16 protein-coding genes and 2 pseudogenes are annotated in these 15,925 nt (G+C 61.6%); 7 read left to right on the top strand and 11 right to left on the bottom strand.

Going from position 1 to position 15,925, the window contains the following annotated elements:
* Window positions 1-211 precede the first annotated feature (211 nt).
* Together ABI796_RS00390 and ABI796_RS00395 are read left to right on the top strand one after the other, a co-directional pair.
* Window positions 212-478, top strand: a pseudogene (locus tag ABI796_RS00390) (SOS response-associated peptidase family protein); the annotation flags it as partial.
* 633 nt (window positions 479-1,111) lie between these two features.
* Window positions 1,112-1,411, top strand: coding sequence for a hypothetical protein (locus ABI796_RS00395; protein WP_141282837.1), 300 nt, complete (start codon window positions 1,112-1,114; stop codon window positions 1,409-1,411).
* A gap of 72 nt (window positions 1,412-1,483) precedes the next feature.
* Here ABI796_RS00395 and ABI796_RS00400 read toward each other — a convergent pair whose 3' ends face one another.
* Window positions 1,484-2,743 carry an MFS transporter gene (locus ABI796_RS00400; protein ID WP_246095728.1) on the bottom strand — a complete coding sequence of 420 codons (1,260 nt, stop codon included), beginning with the start codon at window positions 2,741-2,743 and terminating at the stop codon, window positions 1,484-1,486.
* Between the two features lie 185 nt (window positions 2,744-2,928).
* Here ABI796_RS00400 and ABI796_RS00405 point away from each other — a divergent pair, with 185 nt between their 5' ends.
* Complete coding sequence (locus ABI796_RS00405) at window positions 2,929-3,762, top strand: DUF5937 family protein (RefSeq protein ID WP_246095727.1); 834 nt, start codon at window positions 2,929-2,931, stop codon at window positions 3,760-3,762.
* Between the two features lie 48 nt (window positions 3,763-3,810).
* On the opposite strand, the gene ABI796_RS00410 is transcribed toward ABI796_RS00405, so the two are convergent.
* The 3 genes from ABI796_RS00410 to ABI796_RS00420 all read right to left on the bottom strand — a co-directional run bounded on the left by ABI796_RS00410 (window position 3,811) and on the right by ABI796_RS00420 (window position 5,499).
* Window positions 3,811-4,362: a dihydrofolate reductase family protein gene (locus tag ABI796_RS00410; protein ID WP_141282831.1), complete on the bottom strand. Its 552-nt coding sequence runs from the start codon at window positions 4,360-4,362 to the stop codon at window positions 3,811-3,813.
* A gap of 56 nt (window positions 4,363-4,418) precedes the next feature.
* Entirely contained in the window at window positions 4,419-4,745 is a 327-nt protein-coding gene (locus ABI796_RS00415) for a hypothetical protein (RefSeq protein WP_141282829.1), read from the bottom strand.
* Between the two features lie 136 nt (window positions 4,746-4,881).
* Complete coding sequence (locus ABI796_RS00420) at window positions 4,882-5,499, bottom strand: hypothetical protein (RefSeq protein WP_170224881.1); 618 nt, start codon at window positions 5,497-5,499, stop codon at window positions 4,882-4,884.
* Between the two features lie 223 nt (window positions 5,500-5,722).
* On the opposite strand from ABI796_RS00420, the gene ABI796_RS00425 reads away from it, so the two are divergent.
* Complete coding sequence (locus ABI796_RS00425) at window positions 5,723-6,697, top strand: MauE/DoxX family redox-associated membrane protein (RefSeq protein WP_141282825.1); 975 nt, start codon at window positions 5,723-5,725, stop codon at window positions 6,695-6,697.
* A 95-nt stretch (window positions 6,698-6,792) separates the two neighbouring features.
* On the opposite strand, the gene ABI796_RS00430 is transcribed toward ABI796_RS00425, so the two are convergent.
* Window positions 6,793-7,359: a type 1 glutamine amidotransferase domain-containing protein gene (locus ABI796_RS00430; protein ID WP_141282823.1), complete on the bottom strand. Its 567-nt coding sequence runs from the start codon at window positions 7,357-7,359 to the stop codon at window positions 6,793-6,795.
* 194 nt (window positions 7,360-7,553) lie between these two features.
* On the opposite strand from ABI796_RS00430, the gene ABI796_RS00435 reads away from it, so the two are divergent.
* Window positions 7,554-8,045 (top strand): DUF2975 domain-containing protein, encoded by a 492-nt coding sequence (locus ABI796_RS00435; RefSeq protein ID WP_141282821.1) that lies wholly within the window; start codon window positions 7,554-7,556, stop codon window positions 8,043-8,045.
* Window positions 8,045-8,332, top strand: a complete 288-nt coding sequence (locus ABI796_RS00440; protein ID WP_141282819.1) for a helix-turn-helix domain-containing protein — start codon at window positions 8,045-8,047, stop codon at window positions 8,330-8,332. Before ABI796_RS00435 ends, ABI796_RS00440 begins: the two co-directional genes overlap by 1 nt.
* Window positions 8,333-8,498: 166 nt before the next feature.
* Here the strand turns inward: ABI796_RS00440 and ABI796_RS00445 are convergent.
* From ABI796_RS00445 to ABI796_RS00470, 6 genes and pseudogenes are all read right to left on the bottom strand, one after another.
* Window positions 8,499-9,290, bottom strand: a pseudogene (locus ABI796_RS00445) (Gfo/Idh/MocA family protein); the annotation flags it as partial.
* Window positions 9,291-9,314: 24 nt separating this feature from the next.
* Window positions 9,315-10,334 (bottom strand): LacI family DNA-binding transcriptional regulator, encoded by a 1,020-nt coding sequence (locus tag ABI796_RS00450; protein WP_141282817.1) that lies wholly within the window; start codon window positions 10,332-10,334, stop codon window positions 9,315-9,317.
* Window positions 10,335-10,379: 45 nt separating this feature from the next.
* The gene (locus tag ABI796_RS00455; protein WP_141282815.1) at window positions 10,380-11,837 is read right to left on the bottom strand and encodes a GH1 family beta-glucosidase; all 1,458 of its coding nucleotides are present in this window, start codon (window positions 11,835-11,837) and stop codon (window positions 10,380-10,382) included.
* A complete protein-coding gene (locus ABI796_RS00460; RefSeq protein ID WP_141282813.1) occupies window positions 11,837-12,739 on the bottom strand; it encodes a carbohydrate ABC transporter permease in 903 nt (300 codons plus the stop codon). The genes ABI796_RS00455 and ABI796_RS00460 overlap by 1 nt, the downstream gene beginning before the upstream one ends.
* Window positions 12,736-13,821 (bottom strand): carbohydrate ABC transporter permease, encoded by a 1,086-nt coding sequence (locus ABI796_RS00465; protein ID WP_141282811.1) that lies wholly within the window; start codon window positions 13,819-13,821, stop codon window positions 12,736-12,738. The genes ABI796_RS00460 and ABI796_RS00465 overlap by 4 nt, the downstream gene beginning before the upstream one ends.
* Window positions 13,822-13,884: 63 nt before the next feature.
* On the bottom strand, window positions 13,885-15,201 hold the full coding sequence (locus ABI796_RS00470; RefSeq protein ID WP_141282809.1) for an ABC transporter substrate-binding protein: 1,317 nt from the start codon (window positions 15,199-15,201) through the stop codon (window positions 13,885-13,887).
* 355 nt (window positions 15,202-15,556) lie between these two features.
* Between ABI796_RS00470 and ABI796_RS00475 the strand changes: the two genes are divergently transcribed.
* Window positions 15,557-15,871: an alpha/beta fold hydrolase gene (locus ABI796_RS00475; protein WP_170224884.1), complete on the top strand. Its 315-nt coding sequence runs from the start codon at window positions 15,557-15,559 to the stop codon at window positions 15,869-15,871.
* The last annotated feature ends 54 nt before the right edge of the window (window positions 15,872-15,925 follow it).

The following is a 15,925-nucleotide window of genomic DNA, read 5'->3' on the forward strand; positions in this document are numbered from 1 at the left end:
ATGCAAAACTGACGGGACGGCACCCACTCCCGACTGCTGAAGTTGTCGACTCTTAGTGAATATCGGGGACGTTTTCTGTAGCGACTTTGGAAGGACCGGCCCGAGCCGGATCTACGTTCGCCCGCTGGATCATTGACGACGCGTCTTCATGGCTTTGAACTGGGCAAATACTTGGTGATCATCTGAACTACCGGATAATCCCGCTGAAGGCTATTACGAATGGCAGAAGACCGAGGATGGCAAGAAGATCCCGAACTATCTGTTCTCCGAAAAGGAACCGTTGCTCGGCTTTGCCGGCCTGTACGAGTTCTGGCCTGATCCGGAGCTGCCCGAGGACGACCCTGAGCGGTGGTTGCTGACCTGCACGGTGCTGACCACAACGACACAGGACGCTGGGGGCACGTCCTTGCGGTCCCATAGGAATCTAATAAAGGCTCTCAAAACCATGTCACGATTCGCCCGGTGGCATCACTTATAGGTAGTGGCAGGCTGCCGGGTGCATTTCGGATGCGGAACCGCAGCCACGGCTGACGGGAAGACGAGACCCTTTCGTCAGCCGGTCACTGCGCATTGGCAAGGCCCCATTTAGTTGGCTGGCCGGCCGTGCGTTTGTCCGCTTGCTCAGCGGACAGTGTGGCCGGCTCCGACCTAGACCCCCTGGGCCGGCCACACGCCTACCTGAGCCGCTCTCATCTGACGGATTCATCAGATGCGCTCCCTGTTCCGCGCCATGAATCGTCCCTGAACTCCACATAGTAAACGCGAGAGTTGTTGCGTTTGGGGGATGATTCATGAAGCAAGAGGAGTGCCGGAACACCCACTGCCTGGAGGGGTGGATCTGGAAACAAATGGGTGAGTTCCCAGATGGGCCTTGCCCGGATTGCTCAGCCGTGGATGAACCCTCCATTCAGAACCCCTCGCCGAAGCAGGTCAAAGCATCCCGGCTCCGGAGCTTTCTGCAGCAGTTTCTCCATGATTAGCCCGGGATCTTCCCGCTGGAGAGAACTACGGTAAGGGTCTTAACTTCGGTGCGGACCTGCGCTATCTTAATCCAACCTGCGTCGGGCTGGCTGGGGAGCGCACGCCACGTCAAACGAAGCGAGGTAAAGCAATGCGCATCAAAATTCTCTCCGCTGCACTGTGTGTTGGTGCCCTGACGGCGTTATCCGCCACTCCGGCATTCGCAGCCGGCCAGGTGGAAAGGGGCCCCGAAAACTCCAACTCCATCTGCTCATACTCTGGCCTGAACGATGAACCGAATGCTGCCTACCCTGAGGGTGGAAGAGTGCAGTCCTACGGACAAGGCGTCAGGCAGGGGCTCAAGGATGAGCTGGCCGCGCGTGGCGAATCGCCCAGCCTTCTCTGCAACGCCAACAGGCTCCCCTGGCAGGACGTGACGGGCAGTCATTGACGTTTGGTTCATGCAAATGGCTGCCTCTTCAGGGCATCACCGCGGGAGGCAGCCATCTGGACCCGTTCCCGCTTAGGCGGCCGCCGGCGTCGTGGATGCTTTCCGGGCTATCAGCCAGGTTCCCGACGGCGACGCGAGGAAGACCGCACCCAGCATGGCCCAGCCCAGAGCACCGTGTTCGACGACGGTGGCGGTCACCACGAGCGGCGCGAGCATAGCTCCCAAGGCAGATCCCATGCCGAACATCCCTTGGTAAGCGCCTGCTTGGAGAGGGTTGGCCAGTTCGAAGCTGAGCCCCCAGGCGCCCGCTTGGGACAGGATTTCGGCGAACGCATGCAGGAGGGCCGCGCCGCACAGCAGGGCGATGGCGGCGATAACCGGCGCCCCTCCCGCCGATGAGTAGAGCACGCAGGCTACAGCCATGAGCGTGCCACTAGTCATCACGATCTTTCCCGCACGACGAGGATGGTCGGTGCCCCGGGAGAGCGGCACTTGCAGCAGGACCACACAAAGGGTGTTGATGACAAGGATGACGGATATGAGGACATCGGGGGCGCTGGTGTCCTGCGAAATCCACAACGGAACGCCCATCTCGGCGAGCCCGAACTGCATGCCGAAAATGCCGGATAGTACGGTCAGCAGTACGTAGCGACGGTCCCTGAAGGGGGAGATTCCGCGCTTCGGTGCAGGCTTGGCGGGATCGCGGCGGGGTGCGTCCACACGCTGGGGGAGGCGGCGCAAGTGCAGGGCGCTCAGGATGTAGACCACGCCTGCGCACACCATCATTGCCCGAAATGCCTCGGCAGTTCCGGCCAACAGCGCGAGTCCGGCGATCATCCCTCCAACGGCAATGCCCAGGTTGGTGATGGTGCGGAGGACGGCCCGCGCATTCACGCGGCTGGGGCCGTCGAAGGCCCGGGCGATGATCGCCGAACGCGTGGCGTTCGCTCCACGGTTCACTCCAACAGCGATGCAAGCGATCACGACGGCGGTGCTGAAGTTGCCGGCGAACGTATAGCTGGCGATCGCCAGACCTTCTATGGTGACCATTCCAACAAGGAGCCGGCGCGCGGAGAAATGGTCGGCGAGGCGACCACCGATATACGACGTGGCAACGCCCACCCCGCTGGACACCGTGAGGATCATGGCGATTTCGAAGGCCGTTAGACCCACGAAGCGGCTGAAGTACAGGACTGTCAGGGTGAGGAAGATGCCGCGGCCAAGTGTGGCTATGAGGATTGCAGAAGCGAGGATCTTGAGCATGGGATCGGAGAGCGCGCCGCGGAGGCTGTGCTTTTGGGCGGGAGCGGTGCTTGCGGGGGATTTGGTCACACATGTAGTTCTGCCATCCCCTGCCATCGCTTGGTATTGATGTAGCGTAGTGCTTCATGTTGAGGTACGAGTTGTCAGAGGCGGATCTGGGCGGCGTGCGTTTTGGTATCTCGCCCCTCTGCGAACTGGGACTCTCATTGAGGGCTATCCGAGACCCCAGCCAGTATCCACTTCAACTGCCTTGGTTGCGCAGAACAGAAGAGGCCCGCGCGCGTTTGGACCTCGATGGATTGCTGGCTTTGGTAGATGACCGATTGTGGACGCCGGACTTCCTGAACCCGCGGCCAGCGTCCCCACTGACCCGGATCGATGACGAGTTTGCTGCATTGGAGCAGATACCCGCCGAGCAATTTCATGGGGACCTGATCCGGGTGCACGGCGCAGTACCCTCCATCTATTCCGGCCCCGTTGGGCCAGCGATCCGGCGCATGGTCCGTATCCTCCGGGAGTTTTGGGACTCCTGCTTCGAGCCGCATTGGCTGCGCATGCGCACCATCCTTGAAGCGGACATCGTCTACCGCGGCCGGCAGATCGCGCAGGGCGGGTTGTTTACCATGCTGAATGATTTGTCCGGCGCTGTGGAATTCGATGGCCACGTGATTTCCGTGAGGTTGAAGAACCCGGCATCCCGGACCGAGAAGACTGACGGACTGGGGTTGACCCTTGTTCCCACCATGTTCACCCGCAGGGCTTCAGCTCCCGTGAACCACGGCGACCCGCCGATGCTCATGTACCCGGCCCGGGGCCAAGGTGCCATGTGGGAGACGGAGCGAATCACCAATCCGGCCGCAATAGTTGCCGTATTGGGCGAGGTCCGGACCAGCTTGCTCACGGCTCTGTCTGCCCCGGCCTCTTCCACAGAGCTGGGCCTTCGCTTTGGCGTTACAACGTCCGCCGTGAATCAGCATCTCAGGGTGCTCCGGGACGCCGGACTCGTCACCTCAACCCGATATGGCCGCAGCGTGCTCTACTTCAGGAGCGAACTGGGGGCAGCGTTGCTGTTGGGGCCTGTTGGGTAAGCGCTGAGGCGGGCCGACGGCGGTGGTCGAGTGCCGCCGTCGGGCGCTTCAGTCCTTGCGCAGGCTGTAGGTGGTGACCACGTTGCCCTTACTGGTGGCGTACTGGTCCTCCAACACAAGCCGATGCAGGGGATCGCCGTCCTGGAAAAGCCGGCGCCCTCCGCCGGCCACAACGGGGTGCGTCATGAGGGTGAGTTCGTCCAGGATGCCCGCGAACAGCAGTTGACGGACCAAGGAGATGCTGCCACAGACGGCTATTTCGCCGCCGTCCCGCGACTTCAGCTCCGTCACGAACTGCTCAACGTCACCCTGGATCAGGTGCGAGTTTTCCCATTCCAGGGGCTCTGTGAGGGTGCGGGAGGCAACGAACTTTTCGATCGGGTTGATGAACGCCGCAAAATCGTCGTCTTGCTGCGCATTTGGCCAGTAGCCCGCCCATTCCTGGTAGCTGACGCGGCCCAACACCACGGTGTCCACGGTGTTGATCATCTCGGTAAGGCCCGTGCCCAGTTCGTCGTCAAAGCTGTCGAACTGGAACTTAAAGGGGTCCTGGACTACGCCATCCACGGAATGGAAGAGGCCGGCGGTGACTTTGCGCATCTGTTTCTCCTGGTGGAGGGCTTTTGATCTCGACGGCGGGGTGTTGAGCGGCGCTGTCAGGCGGCGCGGCTGGTGGTTTGGAGGCTGCGGGAGGGGAGGGCAGTCACGTTGGCGGGTTCCGCGGCAAGGCGAACCGGAACGGCGTGGACTGCGGCGTAGCCCTTCAGCTCATCCAGCGCGTCCTCATCAACGGTTGCCTGGGACAGGTCCATTTCGACGCCGAGGCCGCCACCCAGGCTCTTGGTGCGCTGGACCACCGGGTAGAGCCCTTGGAGGCTCGAGGTAGTCACGCGGCCTGTTGCTGCGATCTGGATCTGTTCACCGTCAACGTCGACGCGAACAACTACGGAGAGCTTCTCGCTGGCCAATGTACTGCCTTTCATCCTTGCTGCCACGCTGCAGCGTCCCCCAGCGTATGTGCCATGTGTGACCTGCGCAACATTACGACGATGGCGGGCGCTTAACGATCCGCGGGGGGTGAACGTGGTTCACCCCCCGTGGTTCCGTGCTGATGGCGGGTTAAGCCGGGGAGAGGAAGCCCGTGAAGTTCAGTGTGCCGGCGCCGCTGTTCAAGAGCGGAATGGGAGCGACGATGCCAGTTGCCGTGGTGCGGATGTCCCAGCAGAGCGTGACGGGGCATTGAAACTGGAGAAGGTTTGGAAGCCCAACCAGGACCATCGTGAAGTTCACGCACAGCTTGGTGGGTGTCACCGGGTAGCCGCTGACGATGGAGCCGCCCACGGGGAAGTTGATGCCCGTAAAGATCGCATTCATGTTGAAAGCGCTGATGGAGCCGAACGTTCCAACGCCCGTGCCAAGACCGGCAGTGGAATTGTAGGTGGTTCCGTCGGACATGGTCAGCGTGGCGCTGGTCATGATGGCCGTGTATGCCGGCTGGAACAGGCTGACATCGCAACCGCTGGAATCGACGTTCAACGCAGAAACTATAGCGAGGGTGCCTGACTTGTTGGACACGATGACCTGCGAGGTGAACGGCAGAGGTATGGCGCCGGGTTCAAAACATCCCGGGCAGGCGGGCGGCAGGACGGAAGCCGAAGCGGCCGGAGCTGCAACGGCCGCTGCGATAACGGGCAGCGACCAAGCCGCACCCTTGGCCACTTTACGTCGGGAAATCATGCTTTTTTCTTGAGCATCAGTCATCTCGATAAGCCCTTTCCGGGGGATAACTAGAATTGGAGAGTCTGGAATACAGCTATTGATGGCTCGAATGCTGCACTATCAATGGACTCTAAATCAGGGCACGGCAGTGGATGATTTGACCAACTCAAATGTCCTAGCTGAATTCGCTGTTTCAATAGCGAAAACTTGTGAAGCACCGTTTCTTGCCTAGGCTTGGCTGGTGGATTCACTCATGTTTTTATCGGCCTTGTCCGGCAGTCTCGCTGCCTGTGTTGCAGTCACGTTTCTCTTCGCGGCCTGGGGCAAGCTCATGTCCCCGGGGTCAGTAGCGGCGGGCATGGAATCCATGGGCATCCCTTCGTTTCTCAGGCACCGGCTAATTGCCCGCGGCCTCCCCTGGATTGAAATTGCCATTGCCGTTGGCCTACTGACCGCCCCTGGCATGTGGTTTCTGCTTTTCGCGGCAGGGGCACTGTTGCTTTCGGCAGCTTTCCTCGCCATAGTGTGGCTGGCGGCGATAAAGAAAGAACCGGCCCAGTGCAATTGTTTTGGCACCAAAAAAACCACCATCGGCCGGTGGACGGTCATCCGGAACGCCGTCCTCGCCATTGCGGCCGGCGCGGCTCTTGCTGGGGGCGGGCCAGGGTTCCTGTGGCGCGCGGACCTGCCTGCTGCTGTGGCGGGTTTCCTTGTTGTGGCCCTGGCGGTACTGGCCGGAGTGGCGGTGGCCCCCGAAATAACCGGCGTGGACGGAGGCTTGCCCGCGGTCAAACGATCCTCCGAACTGGGTCTCCGGGACGTCCGGCTTCAAACGGTGAACCTGCAATCAATTGCACGCGAATCCCCCGTTGTGCTGCTGTTCACCAGGAGGGGCTGCCCCTCTTGCATGATCGCCGGCGATGCTCTGAAAGCATGGCAGGCCCGGACTGCCGGACTTGCCACAGCACGCCTGGTCATGGACGAATCCCCTCAAAGCGCGCTTGAGCTGCATCCCGATCTAGCCGATCATTTGCTCCTTGATTCAGGGAAGATGGCTGCCCGCCTGATGAATATCAGCAAATTCCCCAGTGCGTTCCTGATCGGCCGCGACGGCGAGTTCGCCACCCCGGCCATTGAAGGACCGAAGGATATTGCCGAGTTCCTTGATGTTCTGGGCGACACCCTCATAGCCGCCCAAGTCGGAGCCGCGAAGTAGACCGCGGGTGAGCATGCAGCGAAACGGCAAGTGCCGCCGTCGTACTTCTTGTGAAAGTACGACGACGGCACTTGCCGTTGGTGGGTGGGTGACCGCTACGCTGTCTGGCCTGCGTGCTGGCCTTCGGAGATTTCCTCGACCACCTTGGCGTTGAAGGCCGGAAGGTCATCAGGGCTGCGGCTGGTGACCAGGCCCTGGTCCACCACCACTTCATCGTCAGTCCAGTTGGCGCCCGCGTTCTTCAGGTCCGTCTGGAGCGTGTGGTACGAGGTGACGTTGCGGCCCTTGATCACGGCGGCCTCGATGAGGATCCACGGCCCGTGGCAGATCGATGCCACTGGCTTGTGCTGCTCAAAGAAGGCGCGGGTGAAGTTCTGAGCGTCTTTGTCCGCGCGGAGGTGATCGGCGTTGACGACGCCGCCCGGTAGGACCAGTGCGTCAAAGTTGGAGGCGTCGGCGTCGGCCACTGCAAGGTCCACGTCAAAGGTGTCACCCTTCTCCACGCCGTTGAAACCCTGGAGCTTTCCCTTGGACAGAGCCACGAGGGTGGGCTCGCCGCCGGCATCCTTGACCGCCTGCCATGGGCTGGTGAGCTCCACTTGCTCCACGCCGTCCGTCAACAGGAATGCGACCTTCTTGCCTGCGATGTTGTGTTCTGACATTGTTCCTCCTCCATTGCGCGGCGGAGTGCTTTTTGAGCGTGGGCCACCGCTGTGAGAGTTGTTTGTCTGACCTGTTCAAGCCTAGGGAAAGAGATCTTAGTAAGCAAGCTGACTAATTCTGTGTACTGGCTGGGAGTGTTGCCTAACTATCGAATATCGATAGAATCAGGTTGTTGTTCGATAAAGGAGCGTCCATGGGAAAGCTGTCAATCCTCGCCTTGCGGGTAGTCATCGCGTTAGTACTTGCGGGTTCATTGTTTGTGCAGCTCAGGATGGTCCCGCTGCTTTCAATAGACTTGAGCGAAGCCGGCGCCCCGGATGGTCCGCGCATTGCGCTGCTGGCAATCGTGGTTCTGGGAATCCTGTGTGTTCAGGTGGTTGCTGTCTGTGTGTGGCGTTTGCTGACCATGGTGCGCCGCGGGACGGTGTTCTCCCACAGGGCCTTCCGGTTTGTGGACATCATCTTCGGTGCAATCGCTTTTGCGGCCGTCCTGATGTTTGGCATCGCAGTGATCCTGGCTCCGGGCGAAACAGCCCCGGGCGTGGTGTTGCTGATCTGTGGTGCGGCGCTGATGATCGGGGGAGTGGCACTGGTGGTGCTGGTGATGCGAACGCTGCTCGCCCAGGCTGTGGCGCGGGATGTGGAAGCCGCTGGCCTGCGGGCCGAGCTGGACGAGGTGATCTGATGCCCATCATTGTGGACATTGACGTGATGCTGGCCAAGCGCAAAATGCCCGTAGGAGTGCTCGCCGAGAAAGTAGGCATAACCCCGGCGAATTTGGCAGTACTCAAGAATGGGCGTGCGAAGGCTGTGCGTTTTACTACGCTTGAAGCGCTGTGCGAGGTTCTGGAATGTCAGCCAGGGGACCTGTTGAGATGGGAAGCTGAGGATCGCTGGGATAGCGGAGACCCATCTGCCGGCGAGCCTCGTCCAACAGCTCCATGGTCCCAACCGACTCCTCAGGAGTCATGAACGGGCTCTCGGTCAGCCCGGCCTGCAGGCAACGCGTCACTTCACGCAACTCGTAGCTGAATCCGTGCCCGAGTACCTTAAACCTCTCCGTCCGCAACGTGCCGTTTCGCGGCTGGATGATGATCTCGGCCGGGTTGAACAGGGATGCAGAGGACCGCAACCACCCCTCGGAGCCTCCCACTGTTACTACGCTGGGGCACTCCGCGCCGATTGAGGTGATGAGCTGCGCGTAGGTGCCAGTCCGGTAGTTCAAGGCGAGGGAGTTTTGCAGGTCCACGCCCTGTGGAGTCAAGGATCCGCTGGCAATCAGGCTGTCCGGCTCGCCGAACACTCCCAGCGCCCACGTCAACGGGTAAACAGCCAGATCCAGCAACGCTCCACCCCCGGCGGCCGGATCCCAGATCCGTGATGCGGGATCGTAGGCAGGGACGAAGCCGAGATCGGCCTGAAGCCACCGAGGCTCTCCAATTTCTCCCGAACGCAGGACCTTCATGGCGCGGCAAAAGCTGGGCAGAAACCGGGTCCACACGGCCTCCATCAGAAAAAGTCCCTTATCCCGCGCGAGGTCAGCCAGCTCGCGTGCCTGCGCGGCGTCCATGGCGATCGGCTTTTCACACAGGACGTGCTTGCCCGCGTGGAGCGCTGCCAACGCGACGGCGTGATGCTGCGCGTGCGGAGTGGCGACGTAAACGACGTCGACGGCGGGATCGGCCAGCAGCCGCTCGTAACCGGGCGTCCCGCGTGCGTCAGAGTAGGCCGTGGCAAAACCGAACTTCTCAGCAAAGCTCCTGGCCGAGGCCTCCGAGCGTGAGCTCACAGCCTGGAGGACAGCGTCCTCAAGGAGCGCCAGGTCCTCCACTACGCGTAGTGCAATGGAGCCCGTGGCCACTACTCCCCAGCGGAGGGGGCGGCCTGTTGCGAGCGAAGGTGCAACGGTGCTGACGGGAGCAGGAAGCATGGAATGGCCTTTCAAGGCATGGAGCTAAACGGAATCGCGGATAACGATCGAGGTGGGCATCCTGTTCACGCGCTCTGCCGGTTTACCCTCGATCAGGTTTACCAAGGTCTCGGCCATCTTCTTGCCGAGTTCAACAATGGGATGATGCACGGTGGTGAGGGCAGGGGTCACCGAGGTGGCGAAGGAATCGTCGTCAAAACCGACCACGGCGATGTCCTCCGGGATGCGCAGGCCCCGGCCCTGGATGGCGGTGTAGGCGCCGGCGGCCATCTGATCATTGGCAGCAAAAACGGCGTCAATGGGCACACCGCGATCCAACAGGCGATGCATTGCTTTGGCTCCGGAGGCCAGGGTGAAATCGCCTTCCTCCATCAAACCCTCACCAAGGCCTGACTCCCGCACGGCAGTCCTCCAACCGGCAAGCCGATCCAGGCCCGGGGGCATGTCCTGCGGGCCGGCAATGGTGGCCACGTTCTTGCGGCCGCTCTCAGTCAAAAGTTTGGTGACCTCGTAGGCCGCTTGCTCATTGGCCACATCCACGTAGTAACTCTCCTTGCCGCCCACCAGGGGCCGCCCGGCGAACACCATGGGAAGCGACCCTGAGAGGTGGGTCCAGGAGTTGTCACCACTGTGGTGCGAGACCACCAGCACCCCGTCCACGTTGCCACCGAGCAGGAAGCTGCGGGTCTTCTCAGGTTTCGACTCCGAGGAGATCACCATGTTCAGCGTGTACTCCGTATCGGTGAGATACAGGGCGATGCCCTGCACAACCGAGGCAAAGAACGGATCCGCGAAGACCTTGGACGTGGACTCCGGCACAATCAGCGTGACCGCATTCGCCCTGCGTTTGGCGAGCGAACGAGCAGCACGGTTTGGTGTGTAGTCCAGGGCCAGGATGGCTTTCCGCACAGACTGCGCCAACTCCGGGTCCACGCTGGGGCTGTCGTTGACCACACGGGACACAGTGGCCCGCGAGACCCCGGCCAAGGCAGCCACCATTTCAAGGGTGGGTACCGGCCGGGGGCCGCTGGTGTCCTGCGTCATTGTCATCTCCGGAACGTCAGAAAAAGTAAGCCTCTGAAGGCTACTTTAGGCGCTCACAGTGGCGGTGGCAGATGCCTTGGCCGCCGCAATGACCCGGGAATACGCCAGTCCGCTGTCCTTCACCGTCCGCTCAAAGGTGTCATAGTCCACCCGAACCACCCCGAACCGCTTGCCGTAACCCCAGGACCACTCAAAGTTGTCCAGGAGAGACCACACGAAGTAGCCGCGAACATCGGCCCCTTGGTCCAGTGCCTCCCCAACCGCCGTGATGTGGTCCAGAACGAACTGGGTCCGCTCGGCGTCGTGAACTGCACCGTCGGGACTGACCACGTCCTCGTACGCGGCACCGTTTTCCGTGATGTACAGCGGCGGCAGCATGGGGTATTCCTCGCCCAGACGCACCAGGAGCTTCCGCAGCCCATCCGGGTTGACCTCCCAGTCCATGGCCGTGCGAGGCAACCCGCGGCTCGGGAAGGAAATATCCTCCGAACCGATCCAGCACGACGACGTTGGACGGGTTGCGCCGCCCGAGTGGCCGTCGCCGTGTTCGGCAGTGGGGTGCCCGCTGATCAGGTCATCGTGATAGTGGTTGACCCCCAGGAAGTCGATAGGAGCACCTATGATCTCCAGATCGCCGGGCTTGATCACATCCCGGATGCCAAACTGCTCCAGATCATTCAGGGTGTCCTCCGGGTAGGCGCCCCGGAGGATCGGATCCAGGAAGATCCTGTTCTGCAGCGAATCATAGCGGCGGGCGGCATCAAGGTCCACAGGATCTGAAGGATCCCGCGGGATGGAATTGCTGAGGTTCAGTGTGATCCCCAATTGACGGGCACCCCGGGTCCGCAACTCATTGACCACCAGGCCGTGGGCGAGATGCTGATGATGGACAGCCGCAACAGCCGCCTCCGGTTCCTGGCGCCCGGGTGCGTGCACACCCGCCGCATAGCCGAGGAGCGACGAGCAGAACGGCTCATTGAAAGTGGTCCAGTGCTGAACCCGGTCACCCAGTGCCGAATAGACGTCGTTGGCGTAGTCCACAAAACGGTAGGCGGTGTCCCGGTTGGCCCAGCCGCCCTTCTCCTCCAGCGCCTGCGGCAGGTCCCAATGGTAAAGGGTCAACCAAGGGAGGATGCCGGCGTCGAGCAGTTCATCCACCAAACGTGAGTAGAAGTCCAGGCCTTCAGCGTTCGCGGTACGGCCGCCCGGCCGGACGCGGGACCAGCTGGTGGAGAACCGGTAGGAATCCAGGCCCAACTCCTTCATGATCCTCACGTCCTGGGGCATGCGGTGGTAGTGCTGCACAGCGTCCTTCAGCGTCTCACCGTTGGCAATAGCCCCGGGAATGCGGGCGAAAGCGTCCCACACGGAGTCTTCCTTGCCGCCTTCGTGGCTGGCACCTTCCACCTGGGCTGCGGCGGTAGCCGAGCCCCAGAGGAAGCCCTCGGGCCACACCCTGTTAAAGGGTGTGATGGCCGGGTGGGTTGTTGCTTCGAATGGCATTAGCCCTTCACTGCTCCTTGCATGATTCCGGAAATAAGTTGACGTCCCGCTATGACAAAGAGCGCCAGCAGCGGAAGTGTTGCCATGACGGCACCGGCCAGGACGATCGAATAGTCCACGTAGCGGGCCGACTGCAGTTGGCTGAGCGCCGTCTGCAAGGTGGGGTTGCCGGCGTCGAGCACCAGCAGAGGCCACAGGAAATCAGTCCAGGCCGTCATGAACGTGAACAGGCCCAGGATTGCCATGGCCGGACGCGCGGCGGGCAGCGCCACGTGCCAGAAAGTGGAGATCATGGATGCGCCGTCCATACGTGCCGACTCGATCAGCTCGTCCGGGATCACGTCCACCAAATACTGCCGCATGAAGAACACGCCGAACGCTGTGACAAGAGTAGGGATCACGACGGCGCCGATCTCACCTGTCCAGCCCAGCGTGCGCATCAGCATGAACAGCGGAATGATGCCCAGCTGCGTGGGGATGGCCATGGTGGCGATCACTGCCACCATCAGCCAGTTGCGGCCGCGGAACCGCAGCTTGGCGAACGCATATCCGGCCAAAGTGGAGAATCCCACCACAGAGATGGTGATGATGCCCGAGATCAGGACGCTGTTGCCGAGCGCGAGCCAGAACGGGACGGTGTCAAAAACTTCCCCCACGTTGGTCCAGAAGTTGCCGCCCGGGAACAGCGGCGGCCAGGTTTCACCCAGTGCCTCGTTGGAGCGGCTGCCGATGATCACCGACCACCACAGCGGATACGCCGAGGCCAGGAAGAAGGCCAGCAGCAAACCGTAGGTCAGGAAGCCGGGACGCCTGCCGTTGCCAAAGAGGGCTTTCCGGGTGGCCAGTGCTCGGGAGGTCTGCTGCGGAGCCGGGGTATGTGGCCGGTTCTGAGTGAGGGTCATTTCCCGCTCCTCGGGGTTGAGTCTGGTGCCGCTGCCGCCTGGGCGGTGAGGCCGGCGTCGTCCGCTTTTGCGCTCGCAGCCGAAGAACGCGGCCGACGGCGGCGGCTGGCTGCTCCGCGATCGTCACCGTTGGTGGCGATACGGCGTGAGATCAGCCAGTTCACGATCCCGAAGATCAGAATGATCAGGAACAGCAGCCAGGCGATGGTGGAGGCCTTGCCGAAGTTCTGCCGCTGGAAAGCCATCTCCCACAGGTACAGCACAGTGGTTTGGAACTGCCGGGCGGTTCCACCGGCGGCTACGGGATCGAACAAGCGGGGTTCGGTGAAGATCTGGAGCCCGCCGATGGTGGCCGTGACAATGACGAACACCATGGTGGGCCGGATGCTGGGCAACGTGATGCTGAAGAAGCGGCGCACAGAGCCGGCGCCATCTATTGCGGCGGACTCGTAAATATCCCGCGGAACCGACTGCATGGCGGCCAGAAGAATCAGCGCGTTGTACCCGGTCCAGCGCCAGTTCACCATGGTGGCGATTGCGATGTGGCTGGGAAGGGTGTCGTTCTTCCACATGATGGGATCGATGCCGAAGCTGGACAGGATGTTGTTGATCAGCCCGTACTGCTCGCCGAACATGTTGGTGAAGATCATGGCAACAGCCACGGGAGTCACAACATAGGGGAGCAGGATGCTCATGCGCCAGAACGTCTTGGCGCGAAGGTTCTGGTCCAGGACCGCGGCGATGATGGTGGCCATGATCAGCTGGGGAATGGTGGAGATCAGGAAAATGCTGACGGTGTTGAACAAGGAGTTCCAGAAGAACCTGTCCTGAAGAACCTCAGCGAAGTTCTGGAATCCCACAAACTCTCCCTGGCCTTTGAGCAGGTGCCAGTCGAAGAGGGAAACAAAGAACGTGTAGCCCAGGGGGAAGAGGCCAACCAGGGCAAACAGGATGAAGAACGGGGCGATGTAGAAGTACGGGGACGCCTTCATGTCAAAGACGTTCAGGCGTTGGCGGAAGGTGGGTTTCGGTTTGGTGGCGGCCGCTCTGCCGGCTGCCGGGCGGTTCAAGGTGGTGGTCATGGTCGGGTCTCAGACTCTGTGAGGGGGCCTCCGGTTTCCCGGAGGCCCCACGGCCGGGTGCTGCTAGTTGTTGACCACGAGGTCGTTGAGGAGCTTGACGGCTTCATTCCAGGCTTCATCTGCGGTGCCCTTGCCCGAGTCGAGCATCTTGAGGGCGGGGCCGAAGACGTTCTCCTGGATCACGGAGTCATCCGGACCCTTGAACTGGGCGATGACACCCTCGGCGCGGGATTCGAAGATGGCGCCATAGGGGGCGTTGTTGAACAGTTCGTTCGGCTTGGCTGCTTCCACGATCTTTGCCTGGGCTTCGAGGGTGCTGGGGAAGTTGTTCGCTGCAGCGGACTGCTTGATCTGCTGCTCAGGTGCGGTCAGCCATGCCGCCAGCTTGGCTGCTTCAGCGGGGTGCTTGGAGCTCTTGGGAACTGAGAGGAAAGCGCCGCCCCAGTTGGAGGCACCGCCGGGGAAGACGTCCGCTACATCCCAGCCGCTGGCTGCCCCGCCGCCGGCTGACTCGAGCTGGCCCTTGATGGTGCCGAGCATCCATGCCGGGCATACGTGCGTGGCGAAGGAACCGTCCACGAATGCCTTGCCGTTGCCCCAGTCGAACTGGGTCTGGTTGGATGACAGGCCATCGGCGGTGCCGGCAGCGAGCATGTCAAACTTTGCCCGCATTTCCTTGTTGCCCTCTACGTTCAGCTTGCCGTCCTTGGTGTAATAACCCTCGTCCATCTGGTTGACCATGGAGTTCCATACGAAGCCGGACTGGTCATACCAGGCTTTGCCGGTGGCCGCTTTGTATTGGCGGCCCAGCTCGAAGTACTTGTCCCAGCTCGCGTCCTTGCCGCCAAAGAGTTCTGCAACCTTTTCGCGGTCGCTCGGCAGTCCGGCTGCTTCGAAGAGTTTGCCGTTGAAGCACAGGGCCTGCGGTCCGATGTCCGTCCCATAGCCGATCACGCGGCCGTTGGGGTCAGTGCCCTGCTTGAACTTCCAGTCCACCCAGTTGCCCTTGATGTCCTCGGCGCCGTGCTCCTTGAGGTCCACGAACTGGTCCGAAACCTCCATGATGGAGCCGAGCCAGCCTTCCTCAATGGCCGTGACGTCGCTGAGGCCGGAGCCTGCGGCGAGCTTGGTAAATGCATCTGTCCGGGCGTTGGAACCACGGTCAATGTTGGTGGCCTCGATGGTGACGCCGGGGTTCTGCTTCTCGTATTCGGCATACAGGTCGTCGTATCCGAAGGTGCCGAAGGTGGTCACGGTCAGCGTGACGGGGTTGTCCGCACTTGCCGCTTTGTTGCCTCCGCCGCTGCAGCCTGCGGCTACGAGGGCAAGTGAGGCTACGCCCGCCAGGGCAGTGAATTTCCTTAGTCGCGAAAACTCCACGATCACTCCTTTGTGTGTTCGAGCGACCGTACGCCTAAGGCGAGAGAGCGCTCTCTGGGATGTGGACCCACAGTATGTGCTGCAAGTCACGTACGTCAAGAGAGCGCTCTCTGAGGTTGGCTGTGTGTCTTCTAAAGTCCACTCGCGCCGAGGGGCTAGCTCTCGAGGCTATCGAGAGCTCTTACTGCAGAAAGCTCGCCCCTCGATGAACGCTGTAGCCCGCCACCCCTCCGCCCCTTTATGCTGCAGGGGTCAGTTGCTACCGGTGTTAGCGTTCGAGGGTGCATTCTGTTGAACACGGGGCGGGGACGCCAATCTGATCATCCACGGATTCTGCGTCGATCATCGCCTTCTCGTGGGCCTCGACCCCGTGTTCAGTGCTCACGGTCAGTGGACCGGGTCTACGTGGACTCACTGGGGATGGGCCAATCCTCGGCTGGGCCCCGAGATCGACAGCGCGGATGCCGTGGCCGGAGCCGTTGCCTCCTTTGCCAGCAAGACCTTCAGCGACGAACGGTTTGCGGTCCTCGGGAACTCCTTCGGTGGCAGGATCGCCTGTCACTTGATGGCCGAATTCGTGGAACAGGTGCTGGGCCTGGCGCTCCTTTGCCCGGTGGCGGTTGCGGACCACGGACCACGCCTATCCATGCCGGGCGTCAAGGCCATGTAGTCGGGTTCAGGATCAGACTGCGCTGGCGGGCAGCTATCCACGGGCCATCGTCGC

The organism is Paenarthrobacter aurescens (assembly GCF_041549525.1).
Classification (GTDB): domain Bacteria; phylum Actinomycetota; class Actinomycetes; order Actinomycetales; family Micrococcaceae; genus Arthrobacter; species Arthrobacter aurescens.

What these genes read in the sequence shown, in the direction of transcription:
- ABI796_RS00395 (WP_141282837.1), top strand. Translation starts at nt 1,112, where the DNA reads ATGCGCATCAAAATTCTCTCCGCTGCACTGTGTGTTGGTGCCCTGACG.
- ABI796_RS00410 (WP_141282831.1), bottom strand. Translation starts at nt 4,362, where the DNA reads ATGCGCAAAGTCACCGCCGGCCTCTTCCATTCCGTGGATGGCGTAGTC.
- ABI796_RS00415 (WP_141282829.1), bottom strand. Translation starts at nt 4,745, where the DNA reads ATGAAAGGCAGTACATTGGCCAGCGAGAAGCTCTCCGTAGTTGTTCGC.
- ABI796_RS00420 (WP_170224881.1), bottom strand. Translation starts at nt 5,499, where the DNA reads ATGATTTCCCGACGTAAAGTGGCCAAGGGTGCGGCTTGGTCGCTGCCC.
- ABI796_RS00430 (WP_141282823.1), bottom strand. Translation starts at nt 7,359, where the DNA reads ATGTCAGAACACAACATCGCAGGCAAGAAGGTCGCATTCCTGTTGACG.
- ABI796_RS00435 (WP_141282821.1), top strand. Translation starts at nt 7,554, where the DNA reads ATGGGAAAGCTGTCAATCCTCGCCTTGCGGGTAGTCATCGCGTTAGTA.
- ABI796_RS00440 (WP_141282819.1), top strand. Translation starts at nt 8,045, where the DNA reads ATGCCCATCATTGTGGACATTGACGTGATGCTGGCCAAGCGCAAAATG.
- ABI796_RS00450 (WP_141282817.1), bottom strand. Translation starts at nt 10,334, where the DNA reads ATGACGCAGGACACCAGCGGCCCCCGGCCGGTACCCACCCTTGAAATG.
- ABI796_RS00455 (WP_141282815.1), bottom strand. Translation starts at nt 11,837, where the DNA reads ATGCCATTCGAAGCAACAACCCACCCGGCCATCACACCCTTTAACAGG.
- ABI796_RS00460 (WP_141282813.1), bottom strand. Translation starts at nt 12,739, where the DNA reads ATGACCCTCACTCAGAACCGGCCACATACCCCGGCTCCGCAGCAGACC.
- ABI796_RS00465 (WP_141282811.1), bottom strand. Translation starts at nt 13,821, where the DNA reads ATGACCACCACCTTGAACCGCCCGGCAGCCGGCAGAGCGGCCGCCACC.